This is a genomic window from Bordetella petrii (assembly GCF_000067205.1).
Lineage (GTDB): Bacteria > Pseudomonadota > Gammaproteobacteria > Burkholderiales > Burkholderiaceae_B > Bordetella_A > Bordetella_A petrii.
Genome location: NC_010170.1, coordinates 2,281,993 through 2,304,801 on the forward strand (window position 1 = coordinate 2,281,993; position 22,809 = coordinate 2,304,801).

Consider the following 22,809-nt stretch of genomic DNA (forward strand, 5'->3'; position numbering starts at 1 on the left):
ACTGCGGGGATTTATATGCCACTTGTAAGAATCGACTTAGCCAAGGGCAAGTCCATAGAATTTCGCCGCACCGTCGGCGACATCGTGTATGCCGCCACTGTCAATACTATCAATGTGCCTCAGAACGACCGCTTCCAGGTCATTACCGAGCACGATCCAGAGATGTTCATCTTCGATCCGAGCTATTTGGGCATCGCGCGCTCGGCGGACTGCATATTCATCCAGATCACGCTCAACACCGGGCGCACGACGGATGCTAAGAAGTCTCTTTTCAAGGCCATCGTTGATGGAATGCAGGCGCGGCTAAACCATAGGCCCGAGGACGTGTTTATTGGCCTCGTTGAGACCAACAAGGAAAATTGGTCTTTCGGCAATGGGCTTGCACAGTATGCGGCGTAATAGCATGGCGTCTCGAAACGATGGCAAGACGCAGCGCGGCTTCTGGCCTTTGGTACTGGTGGCTGCCGCGATCCTGATGGTCACGATGGGCATAAGGCAATCCATGGGCCTATTCCTGTCGCCGCTTAATACACACACTGGCTTGGGTATTGCCTCAATCAGTTTTGCCATGGCGATCGCACAGTTGGTATGGGGAGCTGCGCAGCCGCTCTTTGGGGCTGCTGCCGACCGTTGGGGGCCAGGCCGGGTCATCGTCATTGGTGCGGTGATGCTAGCCGCAGGCTCTGCCCTGACCACGCAGGTCAGTAGCCAATGGGGGTTGATCTTTACTGTTGGTCTGCTCAGTGCAGCAGGCGCAGGCGCGGGCAGTTTTTCCATTCTTATCGGTGCAACTGCGCAGCGCATTCCGTCAGAGCGCCGCTCGTTTGCAGGCGGAGTTATCAACGCAGGTGGAAGCATGGGGCAGTTCATCTTTGCTCCACTGAACCAGGCTGTCATGTTGGCCTTTGGCTGGATGAGCGCCATGTGGACAATGGCAGTGCTGGCCTTGTCCACGGCACCGATGGCGTGGTGGCTGCGCGGCACGCCTCGCAAGCCAAGCGCGAAGGCGGAGGCGGATGACGGCTTCACGCTACGCCACCAACTCAGGATCGCCTTGCGCGACAAGAGCTACTGGTGCCTGCATGCAGGCTTCTTCACCTGCGGCTTCCACATTGCCTTCCTTGTCACGCACATGCCGGGCGAAGTCGATCTATGCGGTCTGAGCGCAAACGTGGCATCCACCTCACTGGCCATCATCGGTTTGACCAACGTGGCCGGAAGCCTGGTCGTCGGTGTCTTGGGCACCCGCATGCGCATGAAAATGATTCTGTTCTGGATGTATGCATCGCGCGCCGCAGCCATTCTTGTCTATATGGCTGCGCCAAAAGAGCCGTGGACTTTCTACCTGTTCGCTGTCGTGCTCGGTGCCACCTGGCTCGCAACGGTGCCACCGACGGCCGGACTGACTGGGAAGCTGTTCGGTGCGCGCTATCTGGGTACGTTGTTCGGCCTCACTCTATTGAGCCACCAGATCGGTGGATTTCTGGGGGCATGGCTGGGCGGCGTGGCTGTGGTCAGCATGGGCAGCTATGAATGGATGTGGTGGGCAGATGCCGCATTGGCATTTGCTGCGGCACTTGTAAATTTGCCAATCAAGGAAGAAAGGATGACGCCTCATACGGTGCCGACCTGATTCACGGAGCTGTTGGTTGTGCTGAAGTGAGCCGTCTTTTTTGGAGGGATGTGTGAATGGAACTTCGCCATTTGCGATGCTTTCTCGCCGTCGCGGAGGAACTGCATTTTGCGAGAGCAGCTGAACGACTCCATATCGAACAGTCTCCGTTGTCGCGCGCCATCAAAGAACTAGAGGATGACTTGGGCGTGATGCTGTTTGCTCGCACCACGCGCAGCACACGACTGACCCGCGCTGGCCAACTGTTCCTAGAACACGTGCGTCGTGTTTTCGCGGCCTTGCAACAAGCCCGCGACAGCGTGACCACTGCGGCCAATGGCTTCCACAGCCAGCTGCGCGTGGCACTGTCAGATGGCATTACTCCGTCGCGCTTGCCAGCCTTGTTGGCTCTATGTCGCCAGGAAGAACCCGAAGTTGAAATCCGCTTCTTCGAGGTTCCGCTGTCGCAGCAGATTAAGGGATTGCATGACGATCTTTACGACGTAGGGTTTGCACAGTCCGAGGAAGTAGGCGACAGCATCATTGCCTTACCCGCTTGGAGTGATCCACTCATGGTCGCTGTGCCAGCACGGCATCCGCTGCTGGCTCACAAGCGTATTCCATTGGATGAACTGCTGCGCTACCCGCTTGTCCTGTGCGATCCGCAGGTCTGTGAAGGCCATGCCAAGCATGTTGACCGGGTATTACGTCGCGCCGATATGGAGCCGCTGATCGCGGAGCGGGTCGCTTCTTGTGATCTGATGATGGTGCTGGTGTCGGCCGGGTTCGCGCTCGGACTGGCGGGCGCAGCGCATATTGTCGCAAGCCGTGAACCTGGGGTGGTAGCGCGTCCACTGGCATCACGAGTGCCGCCGTTGACGACCTACCTGTTACGCCCTGATGGCCCACCATCCGATGTGCTGGCTCGATTCATTGAGCGTGTGCAAGCTATCGAATCACCGGAGTCTCCCAAGCCCATCGCGTGCCTCAATCCTGATCCTGCGGAGGAACCTGCATCATGAAGAAGGTCATCCCATTCTTGCTGGCGGTCACATTGACCGCCTGCGGCCCATCCGAAGCGCCACAGAAACCCGCCGATTCCGCAGCCAATATCCCCACGGTGGAAGAACTGGCGGCCAACCCCGAACGGCTCAAGGAGCTGCGGCAGCAGTGCAAGACCGACCGCGCCAAGCTGGGAGATGTGTTGTGCAACCGGGTCGCCGAAGCCACGCGCAAGCGGTTCTATGGCGATGGCGAAACCCCGTACACGCCGCCGAAAGAGTCACCCAAGTTCTGAGTATTGGCGGCTCGCCGCATTACCTTCATTGTTTTGCCCAACACGCCGCAATGCGCCCGCATTTGCGGCGTTTTTCTTTGCTTCGCCACAACACTAATTCTTTCCTTTTGCTCGATCTTTCTGCTTGAAACGGTCTTTGACCGGTACTGACCCGGCACCGAACCTGACGCCTGCGGCACGTCCTTGTGCCGCTTTTTCCATGAGGAATCAGCGCAGGAGAAATCGGAGGCCAGGTCATGCAAGGGACGAACGTGCTGTTCGGTCAGATCGCCGTGGTGTTCGGCATCGTGATCGCCGGAGTGTGGGGTGCCACGCAATGGACAGCAGCCGCCCTTGGCTATCAGTTACGCCTTGGCTCGCCCTGGTTCGATTTTCTTGGCACGCCGATCTACCACCCGTGGAAGTTGTTCGAGTGGTGGTTCTTCTTCGACGCTTACGCGCCCCGCATCTTTGACATCGGCGGAGCCATCGCAGGCGGGAGCGGCTTGGTGGCGGTGGTGGTCGCCATCGGCATGTCGATATGGCGCTCGCGCCAATCGCGCCTGGTCACGACCTACGGCTCCGCCCGCTGGGCGAACGCGGAGGACATTCGCAAGGCGGGCCTGACGCAGCCAGAGGGCGTGTTCCTCGGCCAGCACGATCGCCAGTACCTGCGCCATGAAGGCCCGGAACATGTCCTGACCTTTGCGCCCACGCGCTCGGGCAAGGGCGTCGGCCTTGTTGTGCCGACGCTGCTGTCCTGGCCCGCGTCCGCCGTCATCCACGACATCAAGGGTGAGAACTGGCAGATCACCGCCGGCTGGCGCTCGCGCTTCTCGCACTGCCTGCTGTTCAACCCCACGGATGCGAAGTCGGCGGCCTACAACCCGCTGCTGGAGGTACGGCGCGGCGCGCATGAAGTGCGCGACGTGCAGAACATCGCGGACATTCTGGTCGATCCCGAAGGCGCGCTGGAGAAGCGCAACCATTGGGAAAAGACTTCGCACGCGCTGCTGGTCGGGGCCATCCTGCATGTGCTCTACGCGGGCGAAGACAAGACGCTGCGCGGCGTCGCCAACTTCCTCAGCGACCCGGCCAGCCCGTTCGAGCTGACTTTGCATCGAATGATGACCACGCCGCACTTGGGCGACGGGCCGCATCCGGTAGTCGCGTCGGCGGCGCGTGAAGTGCTCAACAAGTCGGACAACGAGCGTTCCGGCGTGTTGAGCACCGCCATGTCGTTCCTCGGCCTGTACCGCGATCCCACGGTGGCCGAAGTCACCTCGCGCTGTGACTGGCGCATCGCCGACCTGATCGCGGCCGAGCATCCGGTGTCGCTGTACCTGGTGGTGCCGCCTTCGGACATATCGCGCACCAAGCCGCTCATCCGCCTGATCCTCAACCAGATCGGGCGGCGGCTCACCGAATCGCTCGACGGCTCCGACGGCATCGAACGCCGCCACAAGCTGCTGCTGATGCTCGACGAGTTTCCGGCCCTGGGCCGGCTCGACTTCTTCGAGACAGCCTTGGCCTTCATGGCGGGCTACGGCATCCGTAGCTTCCTCATCGCGCAGTCGCTCAACCAGATCGACAAGGCGTATGGGCAGAACCATTCCATCCTCGACAACTGCCACGTCAGGGTGACGTTCGCCACCAACGACGAGCGCACCGCCAAGCGCATCTCCGAGACGCTGGGCACTGCGACCGAGCTGCGCGCCCAGCGCAACTACGCGGGCCATCGGCTCGCGCCGTGGCTGGGCCACCTCATGGTGTCGCGCCAGGAGACGGCCCGCCCGCTGCTGACGCCGGGCGAAGTCATGCAGCTTCCGCCCGACGAGGCGGTGGTGATGGTGTCCAGCGTGGCACCGATCAAAGCCACGAAGCTGCGCTACTACGCCGACGCCAATTTCAAGCGGCGAGTGCTGCCGCCGCCCGCGCTGGCGGACGGGCAGTACGCCGACGCGCCGCCGCTGCGCCCCGACGACTGGAGCGGCTTGGCAATCCCTGCCGTGCCCGCTGCGCCTGCGGCCGATGCAGCCGACGGCTTCGGGGCTTTGGCCGACAACGGCGGCCCACGCCGTCAGCCTGAGCTCTCCGAAACCGTCGCCTACGACCCAGAACTGGCCGCGCCCGCAGCCGACCTCGCGCTGCTCGATGACGACGACGACCTGCCGCTTCCCCTTCCTCGCCAGCTTGATCCAGCCATGCAACGCACGGCCCGGCTGGCATCGCTGAACCCCAACGACGGAATCGAGCTATGAGCCAGTACCGCCTGAACCTCTTTATCCAGCCCGAACACGCCCAGCGGCTCGATGAACTGGCCGCCAAGAAAGGCGTGTCCAAATCCAGCATCGTCGCCGCCGCCTTGGCGTCCTGGCTGTCGCCGGACGCGGCCGACCAGCGCGAGGCAGCCATCGCCAAGCGCCTTGACCGCCTGTCGCGCCAGGCCGAGCGCATGGAGCGCGATCAGAACATCGCCATCGAAACGCTGGCGCTGTTCATCCGCTACTACCTGACGGTCAGCACGCCGGTTCCCGAGGCGCACCAAGAGGCGGCCCGCGCTCAGGGCAAGGCGCGCTTCGAGCAGTTCACCGAGCAGCTTGGCCGCCACCTGCTGCGCGGGCGCAGCCTGGTGCGTGACGTGGTGGAGGAGCTGCATCCCGACCCGATGCGAATGGAGGACGCGGCGGCAGCCGCTCAAGCGCAGGAGCGTGCCTCATGAGCGCCGTTCCGCGACTCCCGCCCGAGCCACGCTCATCCGCTGCGGCTTCGCTCGACCGGCGCATCCAGATGCTGCGCACGGCAATGGGGCCGCTGATCGCCACCGCGCTCGAAGACCCCGACGTGGTGGAAATCATGCTCAACCCGGATCGCACCCTTTGGGTGGATCGCCTGTCGTCGGGTCGCGCGCCTATGGGCGTGGAGATGCCCGAGGCCGATGGCGAGCGAATCATCCGCCTGGTCGCCGCCCACGTCGGCGCGGAGGTGCATAGCGGTCAGCCGCTGCTATCGGCTGAACTGCCCGAAACCGGCGAACGCTTCGAGGGCATCTTGCCACCCGCCGCACCGGGGCCGGCCTTCGCGCTGCGCAAGCGCGCCATCGGCGTGATCCCGCTGGAGCGGTATGTCGTGGACGGAATGATGACCGCTGCCCAGGCGGGCTTTCTGGTGCGCGCCGTGCGCGAGCGTCAGAACGTCCTGATCGCCGGGGCCACCAGCAGCGGCAAGACCACGCTCGCCAATGCCTTGCTCGCCGAAATCGCCGCCACCGGCGACCGCGTGCTGGTGCTCGAAGACACGGTGGAGCTGCAATGCGCGGCCCGCGACCACGTGCCGCTGCGCACGCGGCAAGGCGTCGTGTCGATGACCGAGCTGGTGCGCTCGTCCATGCGCCTGCGGCCTGATCGCGTCGTCGTCGGCGAGGTGCGCGGTGCCGAGGCGCTGGATCTCATCAAGGTGTGGGGCACCGGCCATCCCGGCGGCATCGCCACGATCCATGCGGGTTCCGCGCTGGGTGCGCTGTTGCGCATGGAGCAACTGATTCTCGAAGTGGCGGTGAACCCGCCGCGTGCGCTGATCGCCGAGGCAGTCAACGTGGTGATCCACATCGCCGGTCGCGGGCGCAAGCGCCGCATCGAGAGCATCGCCCGCGTCGTCGGCTTCGACGGTGTGGGCTACCGATTGGCGGATTGGGGGGCGGACGCGTTGGAAACGCCGTTTCCCGAGCTGCCGCTATTTCCCGAAGCCGCACCCGCTGCGGCGACTTCCCCGTCCTCTGACCAACCTGGAGAACTGCCATGACGCAGATGATCGTTCCTGCTTTCCGTGTTTCTGCAAATCCGGCTTTGCGCCTTCCCATCCGGTCGCGGCTGCGCAGCCTGGCCCGCCCTGCGGCACAAGGGCTGATGCTGGCCGCGCTGCTGCTGTTCCTGACCGGAACCGCGCAGGCCGCCGGTTCTTCAATGCCATGGGAAGGCCCGCTGCAATCCATCCTCGAATCCATCCAGGGGCCGGTGGCGCGCATCGTCGCGGTCATCATCATCATCACCACGGGCCTCGCGCTGGCCTTCGGCGACACGTCGGGCGGATTCCGCAAGCTGATCCAGATCGTGTTCGGTCTGTCCATCGCGTTCGCGGCTTCGAGCTTCTTCTTGTCGTTCTTCAGCTTCTCCGGCGGGGCCGTCGTATGAATGCCCCGGATACCTTCGCGGCCGGCTTCGAGGTGCCGCTGCATCGCTCGCTGACCGAGCCGATTCTGCTGGGCGGTGCGCCGCGTACCGTGGCAATCGCCAACGGCACGCTGGCCGCCGCTGTCGGGCTGGGCCTGCAACTGTGGATTCCGGGCGTCGTGCTTTGGATCGTCGGCCATTCGCTGGCGGTCTGGGGTGCGCGCGTCGATCCGCAGTTCATGGCCGTGTTCGCCCGGCACATCAAGCACCGCCCGCTGCTGGACGTGTGAGGGGATGCCGCCATGCTGAACCTTGCCGAATACCGCCAACGGCCCGCGCTGCTCGCCGACTGGCTGCCCTGGGCCGGGTTGGTCGCGCCCGGTGTCGTCTTGAACAAGGACGGCAGTTTCCAGCGCACGGCCCGGTTTCGCGGGCCTGACCTCGACAGCGCCACGCAAGGCGAGCTGATCGCCACGTCGGCCCGCTTGAATAACGCGCTGCGCCGGCTGGGTTCGGGCTGGGCGCTGTTCATCGAGGCCGAGCGCCGCGCCGCCGCCGATTACCCGCACTCGGAGTTTCCCGAGCCGCTTTCGTGGCTGGTGGACGAAGAACGCCGGGCCACCTTCGAGGAATCGGGCAATCACTTCGAGAGCGGCTATCACCTGACGCTGGTGTATCTGCCGCCCGAGGAATCGCGCGCCCGTGCCGCCAAGATGCTCTACGAGAACACGCCGACGAATGGCGTGGACTGGCGCGAGCGGCTGCAAGCCTTCGTCGCGGAAACGGATCGGGTCTTTGACCTGCTCGATGGCGTCATGCCGGAAATCGCCTGGCTGGACGACAGCCAGACGCTGACCTATCTGCACTCGACCATCTCGACACGACGCTATCGCGTCGGCGTTCCCGAGGTGCCGTTCCACATCGACGCGCTGCTGACCGACTCGCCGCTGGTCGGTGGCCTGGCCCCCATGCTTGGCGACAGGCACCTGCGCGTGGTGTCGGTACGCGGTTTCCCGACCTCGACCTGGCCGGGGATTCTGGACGACCTCAACCGCCTGGGATTTGGGTATCGCTGGAGTACGCGCTTTCTGTGCCTCGACAAATCCGAGGCGGAACGGGAATTGGGGCGCCTGCGCCGCCAGTGGTTCGCCAAGCGCAAGAACGTCATCGCGCTGCTGCGCGAAACCATCTTCCAGCAGGAAAGCCCGCTGGTCGATACCGACGCGAACAACAAGGCCGCCGATGCCGACGCCGCCTTGCAGGAGCTGGGCAGCGATCAAGTCGCCTTCGGCTACCTGACGGCGACCGTCACCGTCATGGACGACGACGCCGGCGCAGCCGACGAGAAGCTGCGCATGGTGGAGCGGGTGATTCAGGGGCGTGGCTTCGTCACCATCCCCGAAACGCTCAATGCCGTGGATGCGTGGCTGTCCTCGCTCCCCGGCAATGCCTATGCGAATGTCCGGCAGCCGATCATCTCGACCCTCAATCTGGCGCACATGATGCCGGTGTCCGCCGTGTGGGCCGGCCCCGAGCGCAATGCCCACCTCGACGGCCCGCCGCTAATCGTCACCCGCACCGATGGCGCGACGCCGTTCCGGCTGGTGACGCACATCGGCGACGTGGGCCACACGCTGGTCGCCGGCCCGACTGGCATGGGCAAGTCGGTCTTGCTCGCCACGCTGGCGATGCAGTTTCGCCGTTATCGCGGCTCGCGCATCTTCGCGTTCGACATGGGGCGCTCCATGCGCGCGACCATCCTCGGGCTGGGCGGCGAGCACTACGACCTGGGCATGGATGGCGAAATCGCCTTTCAGCCCTTGGCTCGCATTGACCGCGAGGGCTACCGCACCTGGGCCGCCGAATGGATCGAAGGCCGCTTGCTGCACGAAGGCGTGGCGGTCGGCCCCGACGAGAAGGCTGCTATCTGGTCGGCACTCGGCAGCCTTGCCGGTGCGCCGGTGGAGCAGCGCACGATGACCGGGCTGTCCGTGCTGTTGCAGAGCAATGCGCTGCGCCAGGCGCTCGCGCCCTATGTGCTGGGCGGCGCGCACGGGAAGCTGCTGGACGCCGATCACGACCGGCTAGGCATGGCCAACGTGCAGTGCTTCGAGATGGAGGAGCTGATGCACAGCAAGGCCGCCGTCATGGCCGTGCTGCATTACCTCTTTGCGCGCTTTGACGAACGCTTCGACGGTGCGCCCACGCTGTTGATCCTCGATGAAGCCTGGTTGTTTCTCGATGACCCGGTGTTCGCCGCGCGCATCCGCCAGTGGCTCAAGACGCTGCGCAAGAAAAACGTGTCGGTGATCTTCGCCACGCAGAGTCTTGCCGACATCAAGGATTCGAGCATCGCGCCCGCGATCATCGAAAGCTGCGCGAGCCGCATCTTCCTGCCGAACCCACAGGCGACCGAACCGCAGATTCGCACGATCTACGAGGGCTTCGGGTTGAACTCGCGCCAGATCGAGATCGTCGCCACTGCGCAGCCCAAGCGCGACTACTACTACCAATCCCGCCTCGGCAACCGCCTGTTCGACCTCGACCTGGGGCCGGCGACGCTGGCTTTTGCGGGCGCTTCCACGCCGCAAGACCAGCGCGCCATTGACGAAGTTCTTGGCCGCGTGCCGCCGGGCGCCGGCACGCCCGGCTTCGCGGGCGCCTGGCTGCGCCATCGCGGCCTCGATTGGGCGGCTGACCTGCTGCCCTCGTTCCCCGGCCTCGCGCCGGATTCCCTCGCTGACCAACCACTGGAGAACTTGCCATGAAGAAGCGCCTTGTCGCCGCTGCCATCGCGGCCATGCTTTGCACCGCCACTGCCCATGCGCAATGGGTCGTGATCGACCCCACCAACCTCGTGCAGAACACGATGACCGCGATCCGCACGCTGGAGCAGATCAACAACCAGATTCGCCAGCTCCAGAACGAAGCGCAAATGCTGATGAACCAGGCACGCAACCTCGCCAGCCTGCCGTCCAGCGTGGTCGGCCAGTTGCGCGCCAACCTGGCGACGACCGAGCGGCTGATCGCCCAGGCGCGAGGCCTGGCCTACGACGTGACGAATCTGGATCGGGAGTTTGCCCGCCTGTACCCGGAACAGTACGCCGCCACCGTCAGCGGCGACCAGATGTATCGCGACACGCAGGAACGCTGGAAAAACACGCTCAACGGTTTGCAGACCACCATGCAGATGCAGGCGCAGGCATCGCAGAACCTCCATGACGATGAGGGTGTTCTGGCCGATCTGGTGAGCAAGAGCCAGTCTGCCGTCGGTGCGCTGCAAGCCATGCAGGCCACGAATCAGCTTCTGGCCTTGCAGGCCAAGCAGTCGATCCAGACACAGCGGCTCCAGATCACGCAGGACCGGGCCGCTTCGCTGGAACTGGCGCGGCAGGCAGCGGCCACCGAGCGCGCCCGCGAAGTGCGGCGGCGCTTCCTCGGGGAAGGCACGCCGTACACGCCGCAGTCCGTCAATTTTTACCGCGACTGACGGGGGCCGACATGCGATGCGTCCTCGTCCTTGGTGCCGTGCTGCTGGCCGCCTGCGGAGAGCAGCCGGCCGACAACCTCGCCGATGCCCTGGCCGCCGATCCCGCGCGGCTCAAGGCATTGCGCGCGCAATGCGCGGCCGACCGGCTGGCCACGGGCGCGGACGCTTGCCGCGCCGCCGCCGAAGCCTTCCGGCGGCGCTTCTTTTCCGGCGAGGCCGGGCCGGATGAATACCAGACGCTGGCCGACCTGCCACCGATCCCGCCCAGCTTCGAGGAACCGGAGAACACGCCATGAATGACGTGACCATCATCGACCAGTTCCTCAACACCTTCGCCACCTACATCGACTCGGGTTTCGGGCTGCTGCGCGGCGAAGTGGCGTTCCTCACAGCCACGCTGATCGTCATCGACATGACGATCGCCGGGCTGTATTGGGCCATGAGCCACGCCACCGGCCAGGGCGATGACGTGATCGCCAAGCTGCTGCGCAAGGTGCTCTACGTCGGTGCCTTCGCCTACATCCTGAACAACTTCAACTGGCTGGCCAGCATCGTGTTCCGCTCGTTTGCGGGATTGGGCATCACCGCCACCGGCTCGGCCATCACGATGGAGAACTTCCTGCAGCCGGGCCGGCTTGCCAAGACCGGCATCGACGCCGGAGCGCCGATTCTGGAGCAGATCGGCGAGATGGCCGGTTTTCCCGAGGTGTTCGTGAACCTCGACCCCATCGTGGTGATGTTCCTCGCATGGTTGGTCGTGGTGCTGTGCTTCTTCGTGCTGGCGATCCAGCTTTTCATCACGCTGATTGAGTTCAAGCTGACCACGCTCGCCGGGTTCGTGTTAGTGCCGTTCGCGCTGTGGAACAAGACCAGCTTTCTCGCCGAGAAGGTGCTGGGCAATGTGGTGGCCGCCGGCATCAAGGTGCTGGTGCTGGCCGTGATCGTCGGCATCGGCTCGGGCTTGTTCTCGCAGTTCCAAGTCCATCCCGCCGAGCCGAACATCGACCACGCGCTGGTCATCATGCTGGCCTCGCTCACCTTGCTGGCGCTCGGGATCTTCGGCCCTGGCATCGCCACGGGCCTCGTGTCCGGTGCGCCCCAACTGGGTGCGGGCGCGATGGCTGGTGCCGCCGTCGGCGCAGCCGGAACGGCAGTGGCTGTCGGTGCTGCCGCGACGGGCGTGAGCGGTGCGGTGGCCGCTGGTGCCCGCATGGCCCCGGCCGCCGCCAAGCTGGCCGGCAGCGGCGGGCGTGCCGCCACGTCGGCGGCTGGCAGCGCGAAGTCGGCGTTCCAGGCCGGTTCCGCCGCCGCAGGCGGCGGCGCGAAGGGCGCTATGGCGGGCCTGGGCAACGTCGCCAAGACCGGCGCGCAATCCGCCGGACGCGCTGCCGCATCCCGCGCTGCCGCTGCCGGGCAGCGCATGGCCGCGCCGTTCCGCGCGGGCTGGAACGGAGACGCTGGCGCGTCAGCCGGCCAGGCCGCCGCCAGCGAAGCCCCCGCAGGCGCTGCCGCTGCACAGCCCGCCGATCAGCCCGCTTGGGCCAAGCGGCTGCAACGCCGCCAGCAACTCACCCACGCCGCGACCACTGCCGCCCACACGCTGCGCGGTGGCGACGGCGGCGGCTCCGGCCAGGGGCCGAGCCTGCGCGATTCCGATTCATAAGGAGAACTGACCATGCGATTCAAGAAACCGCAGGTGCGCTATGCCGACACGCCGCCGCCTGCCACGCCGTACCAAGCTGCCGGCCAGGTGTGGGACGACCGTATCGGCTCGGCCCGCGTCCAGGCCAAGAACTGGCGATTCATGGCCTTCGGCTGCTTCACGCTCGCGCTGCTGATGGCCGGTGGTCTGGTGTGGCGCTCGGCGCAGTCCATCGTGACGCCCTACGTCGTGGAGGTGGACAACGCGGGCCAAGTGCGCGCCGTGGGCGAAGCGGCCACGCCGTACCGCCCCAACGATGCGCAAACGGCGCACCACATCGCGCGCTTCGTGACGCTGGTGCGCTCGCTGTCCATTGACCCCATCGTCGTCCGCCAAAACTGGCTGGACGCCTACGACTACACGACCGACAAGGGCGCGGCCGCGCTCAACGACTACGCGCGGGTCAACGACCCGTTCGCGCGCATCGGCAAGGAGTCGGTGACGGTGCAGATCACCAGCGTCGTGCGCGCCAGCGACACGTCTTTCAACGTGCGCTGGACGGAACGCCGCTACGTCAACGGCGCCGCGGCGGGCCTGGAGCGGTGGACGGCCGTGGTGTCCATCGTGCTCCAGCCGCCGCGCACCGAAGAACGCCTGCGCAAGAACCCCCTGGGCATCTACGTCAACGGTTTGTCGTGGAGCCGCGAACTGGATTCTTCCGAAGGAGCAAAGCCATGAATGATCTTTTCCGTAAATCCGCCTTGCCGTTGATCGTGCTCACCCTCGCGGGCTGCGCCACGCAGGGCAAGCCGCCGCCGACCATCTCGCTCGATGAGCCGGTGCAGGCCCAGCCGCTGCCCGAGCCGCCCGCGCCGGTGGAGGTGGTGGCCGTGCCCGAGGTGCTGCCGATGCCGGCGCAGTTGATGCCAGTTCCCGAGGCCGAGGATGCCAAGCCCACACCCGAGCCGGCCGACGAGAAGGTGCGCGTTTCGCGGGCCAATGCCGAGGCGCGTGTCGCGCCCACGCGCGAGGGCTACGTCAACGCGATTCAGGTGTGGCCGTTCACCGATGGCGCGCTCTACCAAGTCTATGCAGCCGTGGGCCGCGTGACCGTGGTTTCGCTCCAGCCGGGCGAGGAGCTGGTGACAGTGGCCGCCGGCGATACCGTGCGCTGGATCGTGGGCGACACGTCTAGCGGCAACGGTGCCGATTTGCGCGTCAACGTGCTGGTGAAGCCGATCCGCTCGGGCCTCAAGACCAATCTGGTCATCACCACCAGCCGCAGGACGTACTTGCTGGAACTGACTTCCACGGACAAGACGTGGATGGCGTCCGTTTCGTGGGAGTACCCGCGCGACCGGATGCTGGCCTTGCAGCGCCAGGCGCAAGCGGCCAGCGCCGCCGCGCCGGTCGATAGCGGCCTGTCGCTGGAGAACCTGCGCTTTCGCTACGCGATCAGCGGCAGCAATCCGCAGTGGAAGCCGCTGCGCGCCTTCGACGACGGGCAGAAGGTCTATATCCAGTTTCCCGCTGGCATCGCGCAAGGCGACCTGCCGCCGCTGTTCGTGATCGGGGCCGAAGGCGATGGGCAATTGGTGAACTACCGCTTCCGCTCGCCGTACTACATCGTGGATCGCCTCTTTGGTGCGGCGGAACTGCGCCTGGGCGGCGACAAGGGCGACGTGGTGCGGATCGAGCGCACGGATGGCGTGGCACGGAGGAACTGACCATGAGCCAGGACGACACTCCCGACCTCGCCACGCCGCAGGCAGGCAAGGTCGCGCCCGAGACGGTGGCGCTTCGTGCCCAGCCGCGTGCTGTGACCCGGTTGAACCGGCGCACGCTGGCCGTCCTCGTCGGTAGCCTGTCGGTCGCCGTGCTCGGGGCCACGATCTGGTCACTGCAACCGCAGCGGCGTGGCGCGGGCGAGCAGACCGAGCTTTACAACGTCGATCGCGTCTCGAAGTCCGAAGGGCTGGACGGCCTGCCGGCCGACTACTCGAAGCTGCCGCAGAAGGTGCCCGAGCTGGGGCCGCCACTGCCGGGCGATCTTGGCCCGGCCATCGTGAACTCGCAGCAGCCGGCCGTGGCCGCTTACGCGGCCCCCGGCCACGATCCGAACGATGCCTTGCGCAAGGAAGCGGAAGCCGCAGCGGCTTCGTCGGTGTTCTTCCGCTCGGCCGGCCAGGGTCAGGCCGCCGCCACGACCACGATGGCGCAGACGGCGCCGGGTGTGCCCGGTGCTGCCAACACGCTCGCGGCCTTCGATCCGCTCGCGGCTGGGCCAGCCTCGGCGGCGGCCCAGCTTGCCGCCCCGACTGCGGCACGGAGTCGGCAAGACCAGAACGAGGCATTCCTGCAAAGCGGCTCTACGGAAACCCGCAATTCCGGCCATCTGGCACTGCCGGCATCGCCGTATCAGGTCATGGCCGGGACGGTGATCGCGGGCGCGCTGGTGACAGGCATCAAGTCGGACTTGCCGGGCGACGTGATCGCCACGGTGACGGAGCCGGTCTATGACTCGGCCACGGGCAAGTTTCTGCTGATCCCGCAGGGCTCGCGCATCCTCGGGCGCTACAACAGCCGGGTCAGCCACGGGCAGAGCCGCGTGCAGGTGGTGTGGAATCGGGTCATCCTGCCCGACACGTCTTCGCTGACACTCGACAACCTCATCGGCACCGACCCGGCCGGTTACTCCGGCCTGGAGGATGACGTGGACTGGCATTGGGATCGCGTCGTCGCGGGCGCGGTGCTGACGACGTTGCTGGGCGTCGGTGCCGAGCTGGCCGCGCCCGAGAACCGCCAGGACGGCAACCGCATCGTCATCGCCGGGCGCGACAGCGCCCAGGACAGCATCAATCAGGTCGGCCAGGAGATTACCCGGCGCAACATGGACATCCAGCCGACGCTGACCATCAGGCCCGGCCTGCCGGTTCGCGTCATCGTCAACCGGGATCTGGTGCTGCGGCCCTACCAGCCGCTGTTCTTCAACCGGGGGGCTTCGCAATGAGCACGAAGAAGCTGCGGCTCGGGCCGCTGCCCAAGACCGAGAACGTCAAGCTGACCTTTGCCTGCCCGGCCAGCCTGAAAGCCGACCTCGACCGCTACGCCGCGCTGCACGCGCAGACGTATGGCGAGGCGGTCGATGCCGAGAAGTTGATCCCGCACATGCTGGAGGCGTTCATGGCAGGGGATCGAGGATTCAGGAAGGGCACCACGATGCGGAGCGTGCCGCCCAAGCCGACGTGATGGCCTCGAACACTGCCCAGCCGCATCCATCGAACGCGCAGCCCAAGGCTGCGCGTTCTTCGTTCTGGATGCCGCCAAGAGCCGCCTGGGCTATGATGATGCGACAAGCCCGCCGTCCCTCGGCAATCCAGCACGACACAGTGCGATGCGGCTTTCTCTCCCAACGCTCCTATGTGGCTCCTAGCCCACGAGGCCACACCTCGCCACAGTGGCCGAGAAAAGAGCTAACCTACTGTCCCATATACGATTTCAAGCCCTACGTGATTTGTACGAAGGACTTGACACCAGAACTTTTTTACGGTCAGCGACACATGCAGCCAGCTTTTCACCTGCAGGTTATCCAGGTGGCGGGCCAGCTCGGTGGCTTCGCGGCGCTGCACCAGCGGGTACCACACGGCATACGTGCCGGTGGCAAAACGCTTCAGGCCTTCTTTCACGGCGTTCAGCGTGCGGCGGTAGTCTTGCTTGTCTTCGTACGACGGGTCGATCAGCACCAGCCCGCGCCGCGGCGGCGGGGGCAGCAGCGCCTTCATGCCCTCGAAGCCGTCGGTTGCGTAGATCGTAGTCTGGCGCAACGCGGTCTTGTCCAGTTGCTCCAGGTTGCCCACCAGCACGTCCGATTCGGTGGGGTGCATTTCGAACAGGCGCAGGCGGTCGCGATCGCGCAGCGCGTCCAGCGTCAGCCAGGGCGATCCCGGATAGTGGCGCAGGCGGCCGTCGGGGTTGTAGCGGCGCACCCGCTCAAGGTAGCTTGCCAGCAGCGGCGGCAGGTCGTCGCGCTGCCACAGTCGGCCGATGCCATCGGCGAATTCGGCGTTCTTCGCGGCCCAATCGCTGTCCAGGGCGTAGAGCCCCGCGCCCGCATGAGTGTCCACCACCCAATAGGGGGTGTCTTTGCGGTTCAGGTAATCCAGCATGTGGATCAGCACGGCGTGCTTGAGGACGTCGGCGTGGTTGCCGGCATGAAAGGCGTGTCGGTAGCTGAACAAGGCGGAGTCCTGCGCTCAGGCGGGCGGGCCGATTTCGGCCAGCGCGTCGGTGAAAAGGGCATCCAGGCCCCAGGACAGCAACAGGCGCGCACGCGCCGGATCGTTGATGGTCCAGGCGGCGATGCGGTAGCCGGCGGCGTGCACGGCGTCGATGAGTTCGCGGCTGGCGTCGCGGTGGTTGATGTTGAGCGCCACGCATCCCAGGCGCGCCAGCCGCTCGGGCCAGTCGGCCGGCACCTGCTCCACCAGCAGGGCGCGCGGCAGTTCGGGGGCGGCCGCCTGGGCCGCGGCCAGCGCGGCTTCCGAGAACGACGACAGCAGCGGAGCGGGCAGGGCGTCTTGCCACAACGCGCGCGCGGCCAGCGCCACGGCGGCGCCGGTTTCGCTTTCCTGGCCGGGGTTGGGTTTGATTTCGATGTTGCAGGCGATGCCATTGGCGATGGCATAGCGGGCCACGGCCTCGAAGGCGGGCACGGGTTCGCCCACGTAGGCAGGCGAATGCCAGCCGCCGGCATCCAGCCGGGCCAGCTCGGCATACGACAGCGCGGCGGCGGGGCCATGGCCATTGGTGGTGCGGTCGAGGGTGTCGTCGTGCAGCAGGAAGGCGACCTTGTCGCGGCTGAGCTTGACGTCGAATTCGACCATGCGGAACCCGTGCTCGGCGCCGACGCGCATGGCGGCCAGGGTATTTTCAGGGGCCAGGCGGCCGCCGCCGCGGTGGGCAATATGGGTAGGATAGGGCCAGGGGCGGTCATGCTCGGGACGTTTCCAGGGTGAAGGATGCAAGGATACTCCTTTGGGGCCGGGCGAAGCCCGTCGGGCTCGGGCGCATGCAGCGCCGAGCTTCACACGGGGAGTCCAGAGCCGTTGAAGGGTTCGAATTCACCGGCAATCAGTCTCTGGGCGTGCGGGCGGGCGGGGCGGCGCGTTGGGCGGCGGGGCAGTCTGCGCAGCAGACCGAGGGCGCCTGGATGCGCCCGAGCCCGACGCACGGGCGCCGCCCCGCCCGCCCACACGCCCAGAGACGGGGCAAGAACCAAACCCCCCCCGCCACAGCAAGCACATCCACCAACCCGGTACCCGCTCCGCCACGCGGGTTGAAGGCCTCTCGCCAGCCCCAAACTGTGGCGTACGGGGCGAAAATGGTAAACTCCGGCGGCTTACCGGGTTCGATTCCGGCACCTGGCAAGGGCGGGGCAAGGGCGAATCGGTTTCGCCTTTTTTTATGCGTTTTTTTGCGGTGCGGCGTCCATCTCAGGGCGCGCCGCGCACGGCAAACAGGGAATCCATGTTCGAACTACTACGCAATCATCGCCGTTGGATGCAGTTCATTCTGCTGATCCTGATCGTGCCGTCGTTCTTCCTGGTGGGCATCCAGGGCTACGAAAGCTTCATCCGCCGCGAGCCCGAACTGGCAACGGTGGCTGGCCAGCCCATCACTCGCAGCGAGTTCGACATGGCCCATCGCAACCAGCTCGAACAATTCCGCCAGCGCCTGGGCAGCCAGTTCGATCCCGCCCTGGTCGATACCCCCGCCATGCGCGAACAACTGCTCAACCAGCTGATCGACCAGCGCCTGCTTGCCCAGGTGGCCATCGACAACCGCTTTTCGGTATCTGACGGCACGCTGCGCAACACCATCGCCGCCATTCCACAAGTGCAGGACAACGGCCGCTTTTCCCCCGAACGCTACCGCCAGGTGCTGGCCGCACAGGGCATGACGCCTACCTCGTTCGAGGCCGGCCTGCGCCGCGACCTGGCGGTGGGGCGTGTGCTCGAACCCATCAACCAGTCGGCCGGCGCGCCCGATGCCGTGGTGGCCTCGCTCGAGTCCGCCCTGACCCAGCAGCGCACCGTGCAATTGCGGCGCTTCGCCGCGGCCGATTACCGCGCGCAAGTGTCAGTGTCGCCTGAAGACATCCAGACCTGGTATGACGGCAACAAGCAGCAGCTGACCGTGCCCGAGCAGGTGACCGCCCAGTACCTGGTGCTGGACGAAGCCGCCGCCACGCAGGGCGTGCAAGTCAAAGAAGAAGACATCGCCAGTTACTACGAGCAGAACAAAAACCGCTTCGGCCAACCCGAGCGCCGGCGCGCCAGCCACATCATGATCGAGCTGCCCGCGGGCGCCTCCGAAGATGCCCGCAAGGCCGCGCACGCCAAAGCCGAGGCGCTGGCCAAGCAGGCCGCCGCCGATCCCGCCCAGTTCGCCGAGCTGGCGCGCGCCAACTCGCAAGATGCCGGCTCGGCTGGCAAGGGTGGCGACCTGGGCTGGCTGGCGCCGGGCATGCTGGCCGGTCCGCTCGAAAAAAGCGTTTTCGGCCTGGCCAAAGACCAGGTCTCGGGCGTGGTTGAAAGCCCCTCGGGCCTGCATATCGTCAAGGTTACCGAAATCCAGCCCGCCGCCATCAAGCCGCTGGCCGAGGTCCGCGACGAAATCACCGCCGAAATCCGCAAGCAGATCGCGGCCACGCGGTTTTCCGAAATGGCCACCAAGCTTACCGAAATCGTGTACGACCAGCGCGACAGCCTGCAGCCCGCCGCCGATGCGCTGGGCCTGAAGCTGCGCACCGCCTCGGGCATCACCCGTGAAGGGCTGCTGCCCGCCGACCAGGCCGGCGCCGACGCCGCCGCCAGCGGCCCCGATGCCCAGTTGCTCGACAACCCGCGGGTGCGCCAGGCGCTGTTTTCGCCCGACGTTCTGCGCGACAAGCAGAATTCCGGGGTCATTGAACTGTCGCCCGACACCATGCTGGCGGTGCGCGTGGCCCAAGTGCAGCCCGAACATGTGCCGCCGCTGGATAAAGTCAGCGCCAACATCCGCGAGCGCCTGCTCGACGAGCGCGCCGCCGAAGCCGCCCGCAAGGCCGGCACGGCAGCCCTGGATGGCTGGAAGGCCGATCCGGCCACGCTGCCCGAAGGCTTCGGCGCTTCCGCGGTGGTGTCGCGCCAGCAGCCCGGCCAGCTGTCGCAAGACGTGCTGAACGCCGCGATGCGCCTGCCCGCCGAGCCGTTGCCCGCCTACGCAGGGGTGAACGACGGCAACGACTACGTGGTGGTGCGCCTGGACAAAGTCGAAGCCGGCGCCTCCGAGGCATCGGCCCGCGACTTGCTGGCGCGCCAGCTGGGGGCGGCCTGGGGCCAGGCCGAAGACGCCGCGGTGCTGAAAGTGCTGCGCGAGCAATACCAGGTGAAGATCCTGCCCGAAGCCGCCTCGGCCCTGCAGGGCCAGGATCAATCCGCCGGCTGATCCTTCTTCAGTATGGGCTGCAGCGCAGCCCATACGTTATCCAGCAGCAGCGGCTGGGCCTGTTCGTTGGGATGGATGCCATCAGCCTGGAACAGCGCGCGGTCGGTGGCCATGCCGTCCATCAGGAACGGCACCAGTCCCGCCTGTTCGGCCTTGGCCACCGCGGGAAACACCGCGGCGAAGCGTTGCGCGTAATCGCGCCCGTAATTGGGCGGAATCTGCATGCCCACGATCAGCACCCGCGCGCCGGCCTGGCGCGCCTGGCTGGCCATGGCGCGCAGGTTCTGCTCGGTCATTTTCAGGGATAGCCCGCGCAGCGCGTCGTTGGGGCCCAGCTCCAGCACCACGATGGCCGGGTGGTGGCGCTGCAGCAGCGCTGGCAGGCGCGAGACGCCGCCGCTGGTAGTATCGCCGCTGATGCTGGCATTGATGACCTGGTAATCGGGGTATTGTTCCGACAGGCGCCTGGCCAGCAGCGGCACCCATCCGGTGCCCCGCGCCAGGCCGTATTCGGCAGACAGGCTGTCGCCCACCACCAGCAAGGTGCGCGGCGCGGAACCTGGCGCCGGGGCGGGGGTCTGAGCGTGGACGGCCGGCGCGGCAAAGGCGGCGGACATGGCGGCGGCAACGAACCAACGGAAGAATAGACGCATGGATAGCAAGGTCTCGATCGAGGTTTCCGGGCTGGGCAAGCAGGTGTCGGACGCGGGCGGCACGCTGTCGATCCTGGAGGGAATCGATTTTACGGTGGCGGCCGGCAGCGCCGTGGCCATTACCGGCAGCTCGGGTTCCGGCAAGTCCACGTTACTGGGACTCATGGCCGGCCTGGACGTTCCCTCGGCCGGCAGCGTGCGGTTGGCCGGGCAGGATCTGTTCTCCCTCGATGAAGACGGCCGCGCGCAGCTGCGCGCGCGCCACGTCGGTTTTGTGTTCCAGTCATTCCAACTGCTGCCCAACCTGACGGCGCTGGAAAACGTCATGCTGCCGCTGGAACTGGCCGGCCAGCCGGCGCGCGACGCCGCCCAGGCCATGTTGCGGCGAGTGGGGCTGGGCGAACGGCTGCACCACTATCCGCGTACCCTGTCCGGCGGCGAGCAGCAGCGCGTGTCGCTTGCCCGCGCCTTCGTGGTGCGTCCGGGCCTGCTGTTCGCCGACGAGCCCACCGGCAGCCTGGACGCCACCACCGGCGCCACGGTCATCGACCTGATGTTCGACCTGCATCGCGAGCACGGCACGACCCTGGTGCTCGTCACGCACGATCCGCAACTTGCCGCCCGTTGTGGGCGGCAACTGGTGCTGGCGGCCGGCCGGCTGGCCGGCTGACCCTCCCGCGGGCAGGGCTCAGGCCAGCCCGCGCGCCCGCTGGTTCGACGCGTAGATGTTGTCACGCGTGGGCATCGGCGCGCCGTTCAGGCCGGCGATCCACTGCGCGGTGCTCATCACCGCGGCGAAGCGGCTTTGCATCACTACCGTCAGCACCCGGTGGATTTCCTCGGCCGAGGCCTGGCCGGCGCTGTTCGCGTAGGGCACCGAGCCGGTGGCGTCGTTCAGCACTTCCACGCGCAACCCGGCATGCACCGCGTGCTTCACGGTGGAATCGTCGCAATTGTGCGTCATGTAACCCACCACGGTAATGGTGTCGATGCCGCGCTCGGCCAGCCACGCCTCCAGGCCGGTGCCGGCGAACGCGCTGGGCATGCCCTTGACCACGTGGTGGTCGTGGGGACGCGAAACCACGCTTTCGTGCAATTCGGCGCCGTGCGAGCCCCGCGCGAACAGCGGCGACTCGGCCGGCTCGATGTCCTGCACCAGCACGATGGGCACGCCGGCTGCATGGGCCGCGTCCATGGCGCGGCCGATGTTGGCAAGCGACTGCTGCGGGTCGGGGTACTCGATGGGCAGTTTGCCGCCGAAGTATTCATTTTGTACATCGACGACGATCAGGGCGCGCCGGGCTGCGGGTTGGGTCATGGCGGTTCTCCGGTTGTGTTGAGGGGATGAACCCATTATTCCCAGCGGCCGGCATGCCCGATAGTGGCCTGAATGACAATATTGGATAAAATCGGGCCATGCCCTTGATCAGCGCCGCCCGTCGTGCGCCCGTCCATTCCATGCGTTCCCTGCCTGCCGTGTCCAGCCGTTTTTCCGTCCCGCGCCGCGAACCGGCCGCCGCCACCGTGGCCGTGGTGGCCTTCGACCAGATCAGCGCATTTCACCTGACGGTGCCCTGTGCGGTGTTCGAGCAGCGCGAGGCGCCGGGCCTGCCGGCCTTCGACCTGCGCGTCTGCGCCGCCGAGCCGGGGCCGCTGCGCACCAGCGCCGGCTTCACGGTGCAGGCCGATCATGGCCTGCGCGAACTGGCGCGGGCCGACATCGTGGTGGTGCCGAGCTGGCGCGACACGAGCGAACCCGCGCCGCCCGCGCTGCTGCGGGCGCTGCGGCAGGCGCACGCGCGCGGCGCGCTGGTGGTGGGCCTGTGCCTGGGCGCTTTCGTGCTGGCCGAGGCCGGCCTGCTGGACGGGCGCGCCGCCACCACCCACTGGATGTGGGCCGACGATTTTTCGGCGCGCTATCCGCGGGTGCGGCTCGACCGCGATGTGCTTTACGTGGACGCCGGCGACGTGGTCACCTCGGCCGGCACCGCTGCCGGCATCGATTGCTGCCTGCACGTGCTGCGGCGGCGCTGGGGCGCGGAAGTCGCCAACAGCGTGGCGCGCCGGCTGGTGGTGCCGCCGCACCGGCAGGGTGGCCAGGCGCAGTATGTGGAACAGCCGGTGCCGGCGTCGGTGGGCGCGGACCGACTGTCCGGCGTGCTGGCTTGGGTGTCGGCGCACCTGGACCGCGCGCACGACCTGGATTCGCTGGCGGCGCGCGCGGCGATGAGCCGCCGCACGTTCACCCGCCATTTCCGGCAGGCTACCGGGGGCACCGTGGGCCAGTGGCTGTTGTCGCAGCGGCTGGCCCTGGCCCAGCGGCTGCTGGAAACCAGCGACGCGCCGGTCGAGACGATTGCCGCGCAGGCCGGCTTCGGCACGCCGCTGTCGCTGCGGCAGCATTTCCGGCGCGCGCTGAAAGTGTCGCCGTCGGCATACCGGCGCGAATTCCGGCAATCGGTATGAAAACGCGCCAGGC

The 22,809-nt window shown here is 66.5% G+C and carries 24 protein-coding genes; 20 read left to right on the forward strand and 4 right to left on the reverse strand.

The features are described from left to right. Positions 1–15 precede the first annotated feature (15 nt). From BPET_RS11155 to BPET_RS11230, 17 genes are all read left to right on the forward strand, one after another. Positions 16–399, forward strand: coding sequence for a tautomerase family protein (locus BPET_RS11155; protein WP_012249111.1), 384 nt, complete (start codon positions 16–18; stop codon positions 397–399). Positions 400–403: 4 nt separating this feature from the next. Next, the gene (locus BPET_RS11160; protein ID WP_041863814.1) at positions 404–1,633 is read left to right on the forward strand and encodes an MFS transporter; all 1,230 of its coding nucleotides are present in this window, start codon (positions 404–406) and stop codon (positions 1,631–1,633) included. Between the two features lie 56 nt (positions 1,634–1,689). Beyond that, positions 1,690–2,634 (forward strand): LysR family transcriptional regulator, encoded by a 945-nt coding sequence (locus BPET_RS26000; protein ID WP_012249113.1) that lies wholly within the window; start codon positions 1,690–1,692, stop codon positions 2,632–2,634. Continuing rightward, the gene (locus BPET_RS11165) at positions 2,631–2,909 is read left to right on the forward strand and encodes an EexN family lipoprotein (RefSeq protein WP_012249114.1); all 279 of its coding nucleotides are present in this window, start codon (positions 2,631–2,633) and stop codon (positions 2,907–2,909) included. Before BPET_RS26000 ends, BPET_RS11165 begins: the two co-directional genes overlap by 4 nt. 236 nt (positions 2,910–3,145) lie before the next feature. Then, a complete protein-coding gene (locus BPET_RS11170; RefSeq protein ID WP_012249115.1) occupies positions 3,146–5,149 on the forward strand; it encodes a conjugal transfer protein TraG in 2,004 nt (667 codons plus the stop codon). Continuing rightward, positions 5,146–5,610 (forward strand): CopG family transcriptional regulator, encoded by a 465-nt coding sequence (locus BPET_RS11175; RefSeq protein ID WP_012249116.1) that lies wholly within the window; start codon positions 5,146–5,148, stop codon positions 5,608–5,610. Before BPET_RS11170 ends, BPET_RS11175 begins: the two co-directional genes overlap by 4 nt. After that, complete coding sequence (trbB, locus tag BPET_RS11180) at positions 5,607–6,689, forward strand: P-type conjugative transfer ATPase TrbB (RefSeq protein ID WP_012249117.1); 1,083 nt, start codon at positions 5,607–5,609, stop codon at positions 6,687–6,689. Before BPET_RS11175 ends, trbB begins: the two co-directional genes overlap by 4 nt. Continuing rightward, positions 6,686–7,078 (forward strand): TrbC/VirB2 family protein, encoded by a 393-nt coding sequence (locus BPET_RS11185; protein WP_012249118.1) that lies wholly within the window; start codon positions 6,686–6,688, stop codon positions 7,076–7,078. Before trbB ends, BPET_RS11185 begins: the two co-directional genes overlap by 4 nt. Beyond that, positions 7,075–7,347, forward strand: coding sequence for a VirB3 family type IV secretion system protein (locus BPET_RS11190; RefSeq protein WP_012249119.1), 273 nt, complete (start codon positions 7,075–7,077; stop codon positions 7,345–7,347). The genes BPET_RS11185 and BPET_RS11190 overlap by 4 nt, the downstream gene beginning before the upstream one ends. A 12-nt stretch (positions 7,348–7,359) precedes the next feature. Continuing rightward, entirely contained in the window at positions 7,360–9,825 is a 2,466-nt protein-coding gene (gene trbE, locus BPET_RS11195; RefSeq protein ID WP_012249120.1) for a conjugal transfer protein TrbE, read from the forward strand. After that, a complete protein-coding gene (gene trbJ / locus BPET_RS11200; RefSeq protein ID WP_012249121.1) occupies positions 9,822–10,547 on the forward strand; it encodes a P-type conjugative transfer protein TrbJ in 726 nt (241 codons plus the stop codon). Before trbE ends, trbJ begins: the two co-directional genes overlap by 4 nt. An 11-nt stretch (positions 10,548–10,558) precedes the next feature. Continuing rightward, entirely contained in the window at positions 10,559–10,843 is a 285-nt protein-coding gene (locus BPET_RS11205) for a hypothetical protein (protein ID WP_012249122.1), read from the forward strand. Beyond that, the gene (gene trbL / locus BPET_RS11210) at positions 10,840–12,210 is read left to right on the forward strand and encodes a P-type conjugative transfer protein TrbL (RefSeq protein WP_012249123.1); all 1,371 of its coding nucleotides are present in this window, start codon (positions 10,840–10,842) and stop codon (positions 12,208–12,210) included. Before BPET_RS11205 ends, trbL begins: the two co-directional genes overlap by 4 nt. Positions 12,211–12,222: 12 nt before the next feature. After that, positions 12,223–12,927 carry a conjugal transfer protein TrbF gene (trbF, locus tag BPET_RS11215; protein WP_012249124.1) on the forward strand — a complete coding sequence of 235 codons (705 nt, stop codon included), beginning with the start codon at positions 12,223–12,225 and terminating at the stop codon, positions 12,925–12,927. Continuing rightward, complete coding sequence (trbG, locus tag BPET_RS11220; protein ID WP_012249125.1) at positions 12,924–13,916, forward strand: P-type conjugative transfer protein TrbG; 993 nt, start codon at positions 12,924–12,926, stop codon at positions 13,914–13,916. The genes trbF and trbG overlap by 4 nt, the downstream gene beginning before the upstream one ends. A 2-nt stretch (positions 13,917–13,918) precedes the next feature. Beyond that, positions 13,919–15,199, forward strand: coding sequence for a TrbI/VirB10 family protein (locus tag BPET_RS11225; RefSeq protein ID WP_012249126.1), 1,281 nt, complete (start codon positions 13,919–13,921; stop codon positions 15,197–15,199). Further along, entirely contained in the window at positions 15,196–15,438 is a 243-nt protein-coding gene (locus BPET_RS11230) for a DUF2274 domain-containing protein (protein WP_012249127.1), read from the forward strand. The genes BPET_RS11225 and BPET_RS11230 overlap by 4 nt, the downstream gene beginning before the upstream one ends. Positions 15,439–15,662: 224 nt before the next feature. Here the strand turns inward: BPET_RS11230 and BPET_RS11235 are convergent, their stop codons facing one another. Then, positions 15,663–16,427 (reverse strand): 23S rRNA (adenine(2030)-N(6))-methyltransferase RlmJ, encoded by a 765-nt coding sequence (locus BPET_RS11235; RefSeq protein ID WP_012249128.1) that lies wholly within the window; start codon positions 16,425–16,427, stop codon positions 15,663–15,665. A gap of 15 nt (positions 16,428–16,442) precedes the next feature. Continuing rightward, positions 16,443–17,213, reverse strand: a complete 771-nt coding sequence (gene ugpQ / locus BPET_RS11240) for a glycerophosphodiester phosphodiesterase (protein ID WP_012249129.1) — start codon at positions 17,211–17,213, stop codon at positions 16,443–16,445. 502 nt (positions 17,214–17,715) lie between these two features. On the opposite strand from ugpQ, the gene BPET_RS11245 reads away from it, so the two are divergent. Next, entirely contained in the window at positions 17,716–19,677 is a 1,962-nt protein-coding gene (locus BPET_RS11245) for a SurA N-terminal domain-containing protein (RefSeq protein ID WP_012249130.1), read from the forward strand. Here BPET_RS11245 and BPET_RS11250 read toward each other — a convergent pair. After that, positions 19,662–20,330 carry an arylesterase gene (locus tag BPET_RS11250; RefSeq protein ID WP_041862861.1) on the reverse strand — a complete coding sequence of 223 codons (669 nt, stop codon included), beginning with the start codon at positions 20,328–20,330 and terminating at the stop codon, positions 19,662–19,664. The genes BPET_RS11245 and BPET_RS11250 overlap by 16 nt on opposite strands. Between BPET_RS11250 and BPET_RS11255 the strand changes: the two genes are divergently transcribed. Continuing rightward, positions 20,329–21,000 (forward strand): ABC transporter ATP-binding protein, encoded by a 672-nt coding sequence (locus BPET_RS11255; RefSeq protein WP_041862862.1) that lies wholly within the window; start codon positions 20,329–20,331, stop codon positions 20,998–21,000. The two genes, BPET_RS11250 and BPET_RS11255, sit on opposite strands and share 2 nt — an antisense overlap. An 18-nt stretch (positions 21,001–21,018) precedes the next feature. On the opposite strand, the gene BPET_RS11260 is transcribed toward BPET_RS11255, so the two are convergent. Continuing rightward, positions 21,019–21,648, reverse strand: coding sequence for a cysteine hydrolase family protein (locus BPET_RS11260; RefSeq protein WP_012249133.1), 630 nt, complete (start codon positions 21,646–21,648; stop codon positions 21,019–21,021). Positions 21,649–21,746: 98 nt separating this feature from the next. On the opposite strand from BPET_RS11260, the gene BPET_RS11265 reads away from it, so the two are divergent. Then, positions 21,747–22,796 carry a GlxA family transcriptional regulator gene (locus BPET_RS11265; protein ID WP_012249134.1) on the forward strand — a complete coding sequence of 350 codons (1,050 nt, stop codon included), beginning with the start codon at positions 21,747–21,749 and terminating at the stop codon, positions 22,794–22,796. The last annotated feature ends 13 nt before the right edge of the window (positions 22,797–22,809 follow it).

Coding starts and splice junctions, on each gene's coding strand:
- BPET_RS11155 (WP_012249111.1), top strand. CDS start 16: ATGCCACTTGTAAGAATCGACTTAGCCAAGGGCAAGTCCATAGAATTT.
- BPET_RS11160 (WP_041863814.1), top strand. CDS start 404: ATGGCGTCTCGAAACGATGGCAAGACGCAGCGCGGCTTCTGGCCTTTG.
- BPET_RS26000 (WP_012249113.1), top strand. CDS start 1,690: ATGGAACTTCGCCATTTGCGATGCTTTCTCGCCGTCGCGGAGGAACTG.
- BPET_RS11165 (WP_012249114.1), top strand. CDS start 2,631: ATGAAGAAGGTCATCCCATTCTTGCTGGCGGTCACATTGACCGCCTGC.
- BPET_RS11170 (WP_012249115.1), top strand. CDS start 3,146: ATGCAAGGGACGAACGTGCTGTTCGGTCAGATCGCCGTGGTGTTCGGC.
- BPET_RS11175 (WP_012249116.1), top strand. CDS start 5,146: ATGAGCCAGTACCGCCTGAACCTCTTTATCCAGCCCGAACACGCCCAG.
- trbB (WP_012249117.1), top strand. CDS start 5,607: ATGAGCGCCGTTCCGCGACTCCCGCCCGAGCCACGCTCATCCGCTGCG.
- BPET_RS11185 (WP_012249118.1), top strand. CDS start 6,686: ATGACGCAGATGATCGTTCCTGCTTTCCGTGTTTCTGCAAATCCGGCT.
- BPET_RS11190 (WP_012249119.1), top strand. CDS start 7,075: ATGAATGCCCCGGATACCTTCGCGGCCGGCTTCGAGGTGCCGCTGCAT.
- trbE (WP_012249120.1), top strand. CDS start 7,360: ATGCTGAACCTTGCCGAATACCGCCAACGGCCCGCGCTGCTCGCCGAC.
- trbJ (WP_012249121.1), top strand. CDS start 9,822: ATGAAGAAGCGCCTTGTCGCCGCTGCCATCGCGGCCATGCTTTGCACC.
- BPET_RS11205 (WP_012249122.1), top strand. CDS start 10,559: ATGCGATGCGTCCTCGTCCTTGGTGCCGTGCTGCTGGCCGCCTGCGGA.
- trbL (WP_012249123.1), top strand. CDS start 10,840: ATGAATGACGTGACCATCATCGACCAGTTCCTCAACACCTTCGCCACC.
- trbF (WP_012249124.1), top strand. CDS start 12,223: ATGCGATTCAAGAAACCGCAGGTGCGCTATGCCGACACGCCGCCGCCT.
- trbG (WP_012249125.1), top strand. CDS start 12,924: ATGAATGATCTTTTCCGTAAATCCGCCTTGCCGTTGATCGTGCTCACC.
- BPET_RS11225 (WP_012249126.1), top strand. CDS start 13,919: ATGAGCCAGGACGACACTCCCGACCTCGCCACGCCGCAGGCAGGCAAG.
- BPET_RS11230 (WP_012249127.1), top strand. CDS start 15,196: ATGAGCACGAAGAAGCTGCGGCTCGGGCCGCTGCCCAAGACCGAGAAC.
- BPET_RS11245 (WP_012249130.1), top strand. CDS start 17,716: ATGTTCGAACTACTACGCAATCATCGCCGTTGGATGCAGTTCATTCTG.
- BPET_RS11255 (WP_041862862.1), top strand. CDS start 20,329: ATGGATAGCAAGGTCTCGATCGAGGTTTCCGGGCTGGGCAAGCAGGTG.
- BPET_RS11250 (WP_041862861.1), bottom strand. CDS start 20,330: ATGCGTCTATTCTTCCGTTGGTTCGTTGCCGCCGCCATGTCCGCCGCC.
- BPET_RS11260 (WP_012249133.1), bottom strand. CDS start 21,648: ATGACCCAACCCGCAGCCCGGCGCGCCCTGATCGTCGTCGATGTACAA.
- BPET_RS11265 (WP_012249134.1), top strand. CDS start 21,747: ATGCCCTTGATCAGCGCCGCCCGTCGTGCGCCCGTCCATTCCATGCGT.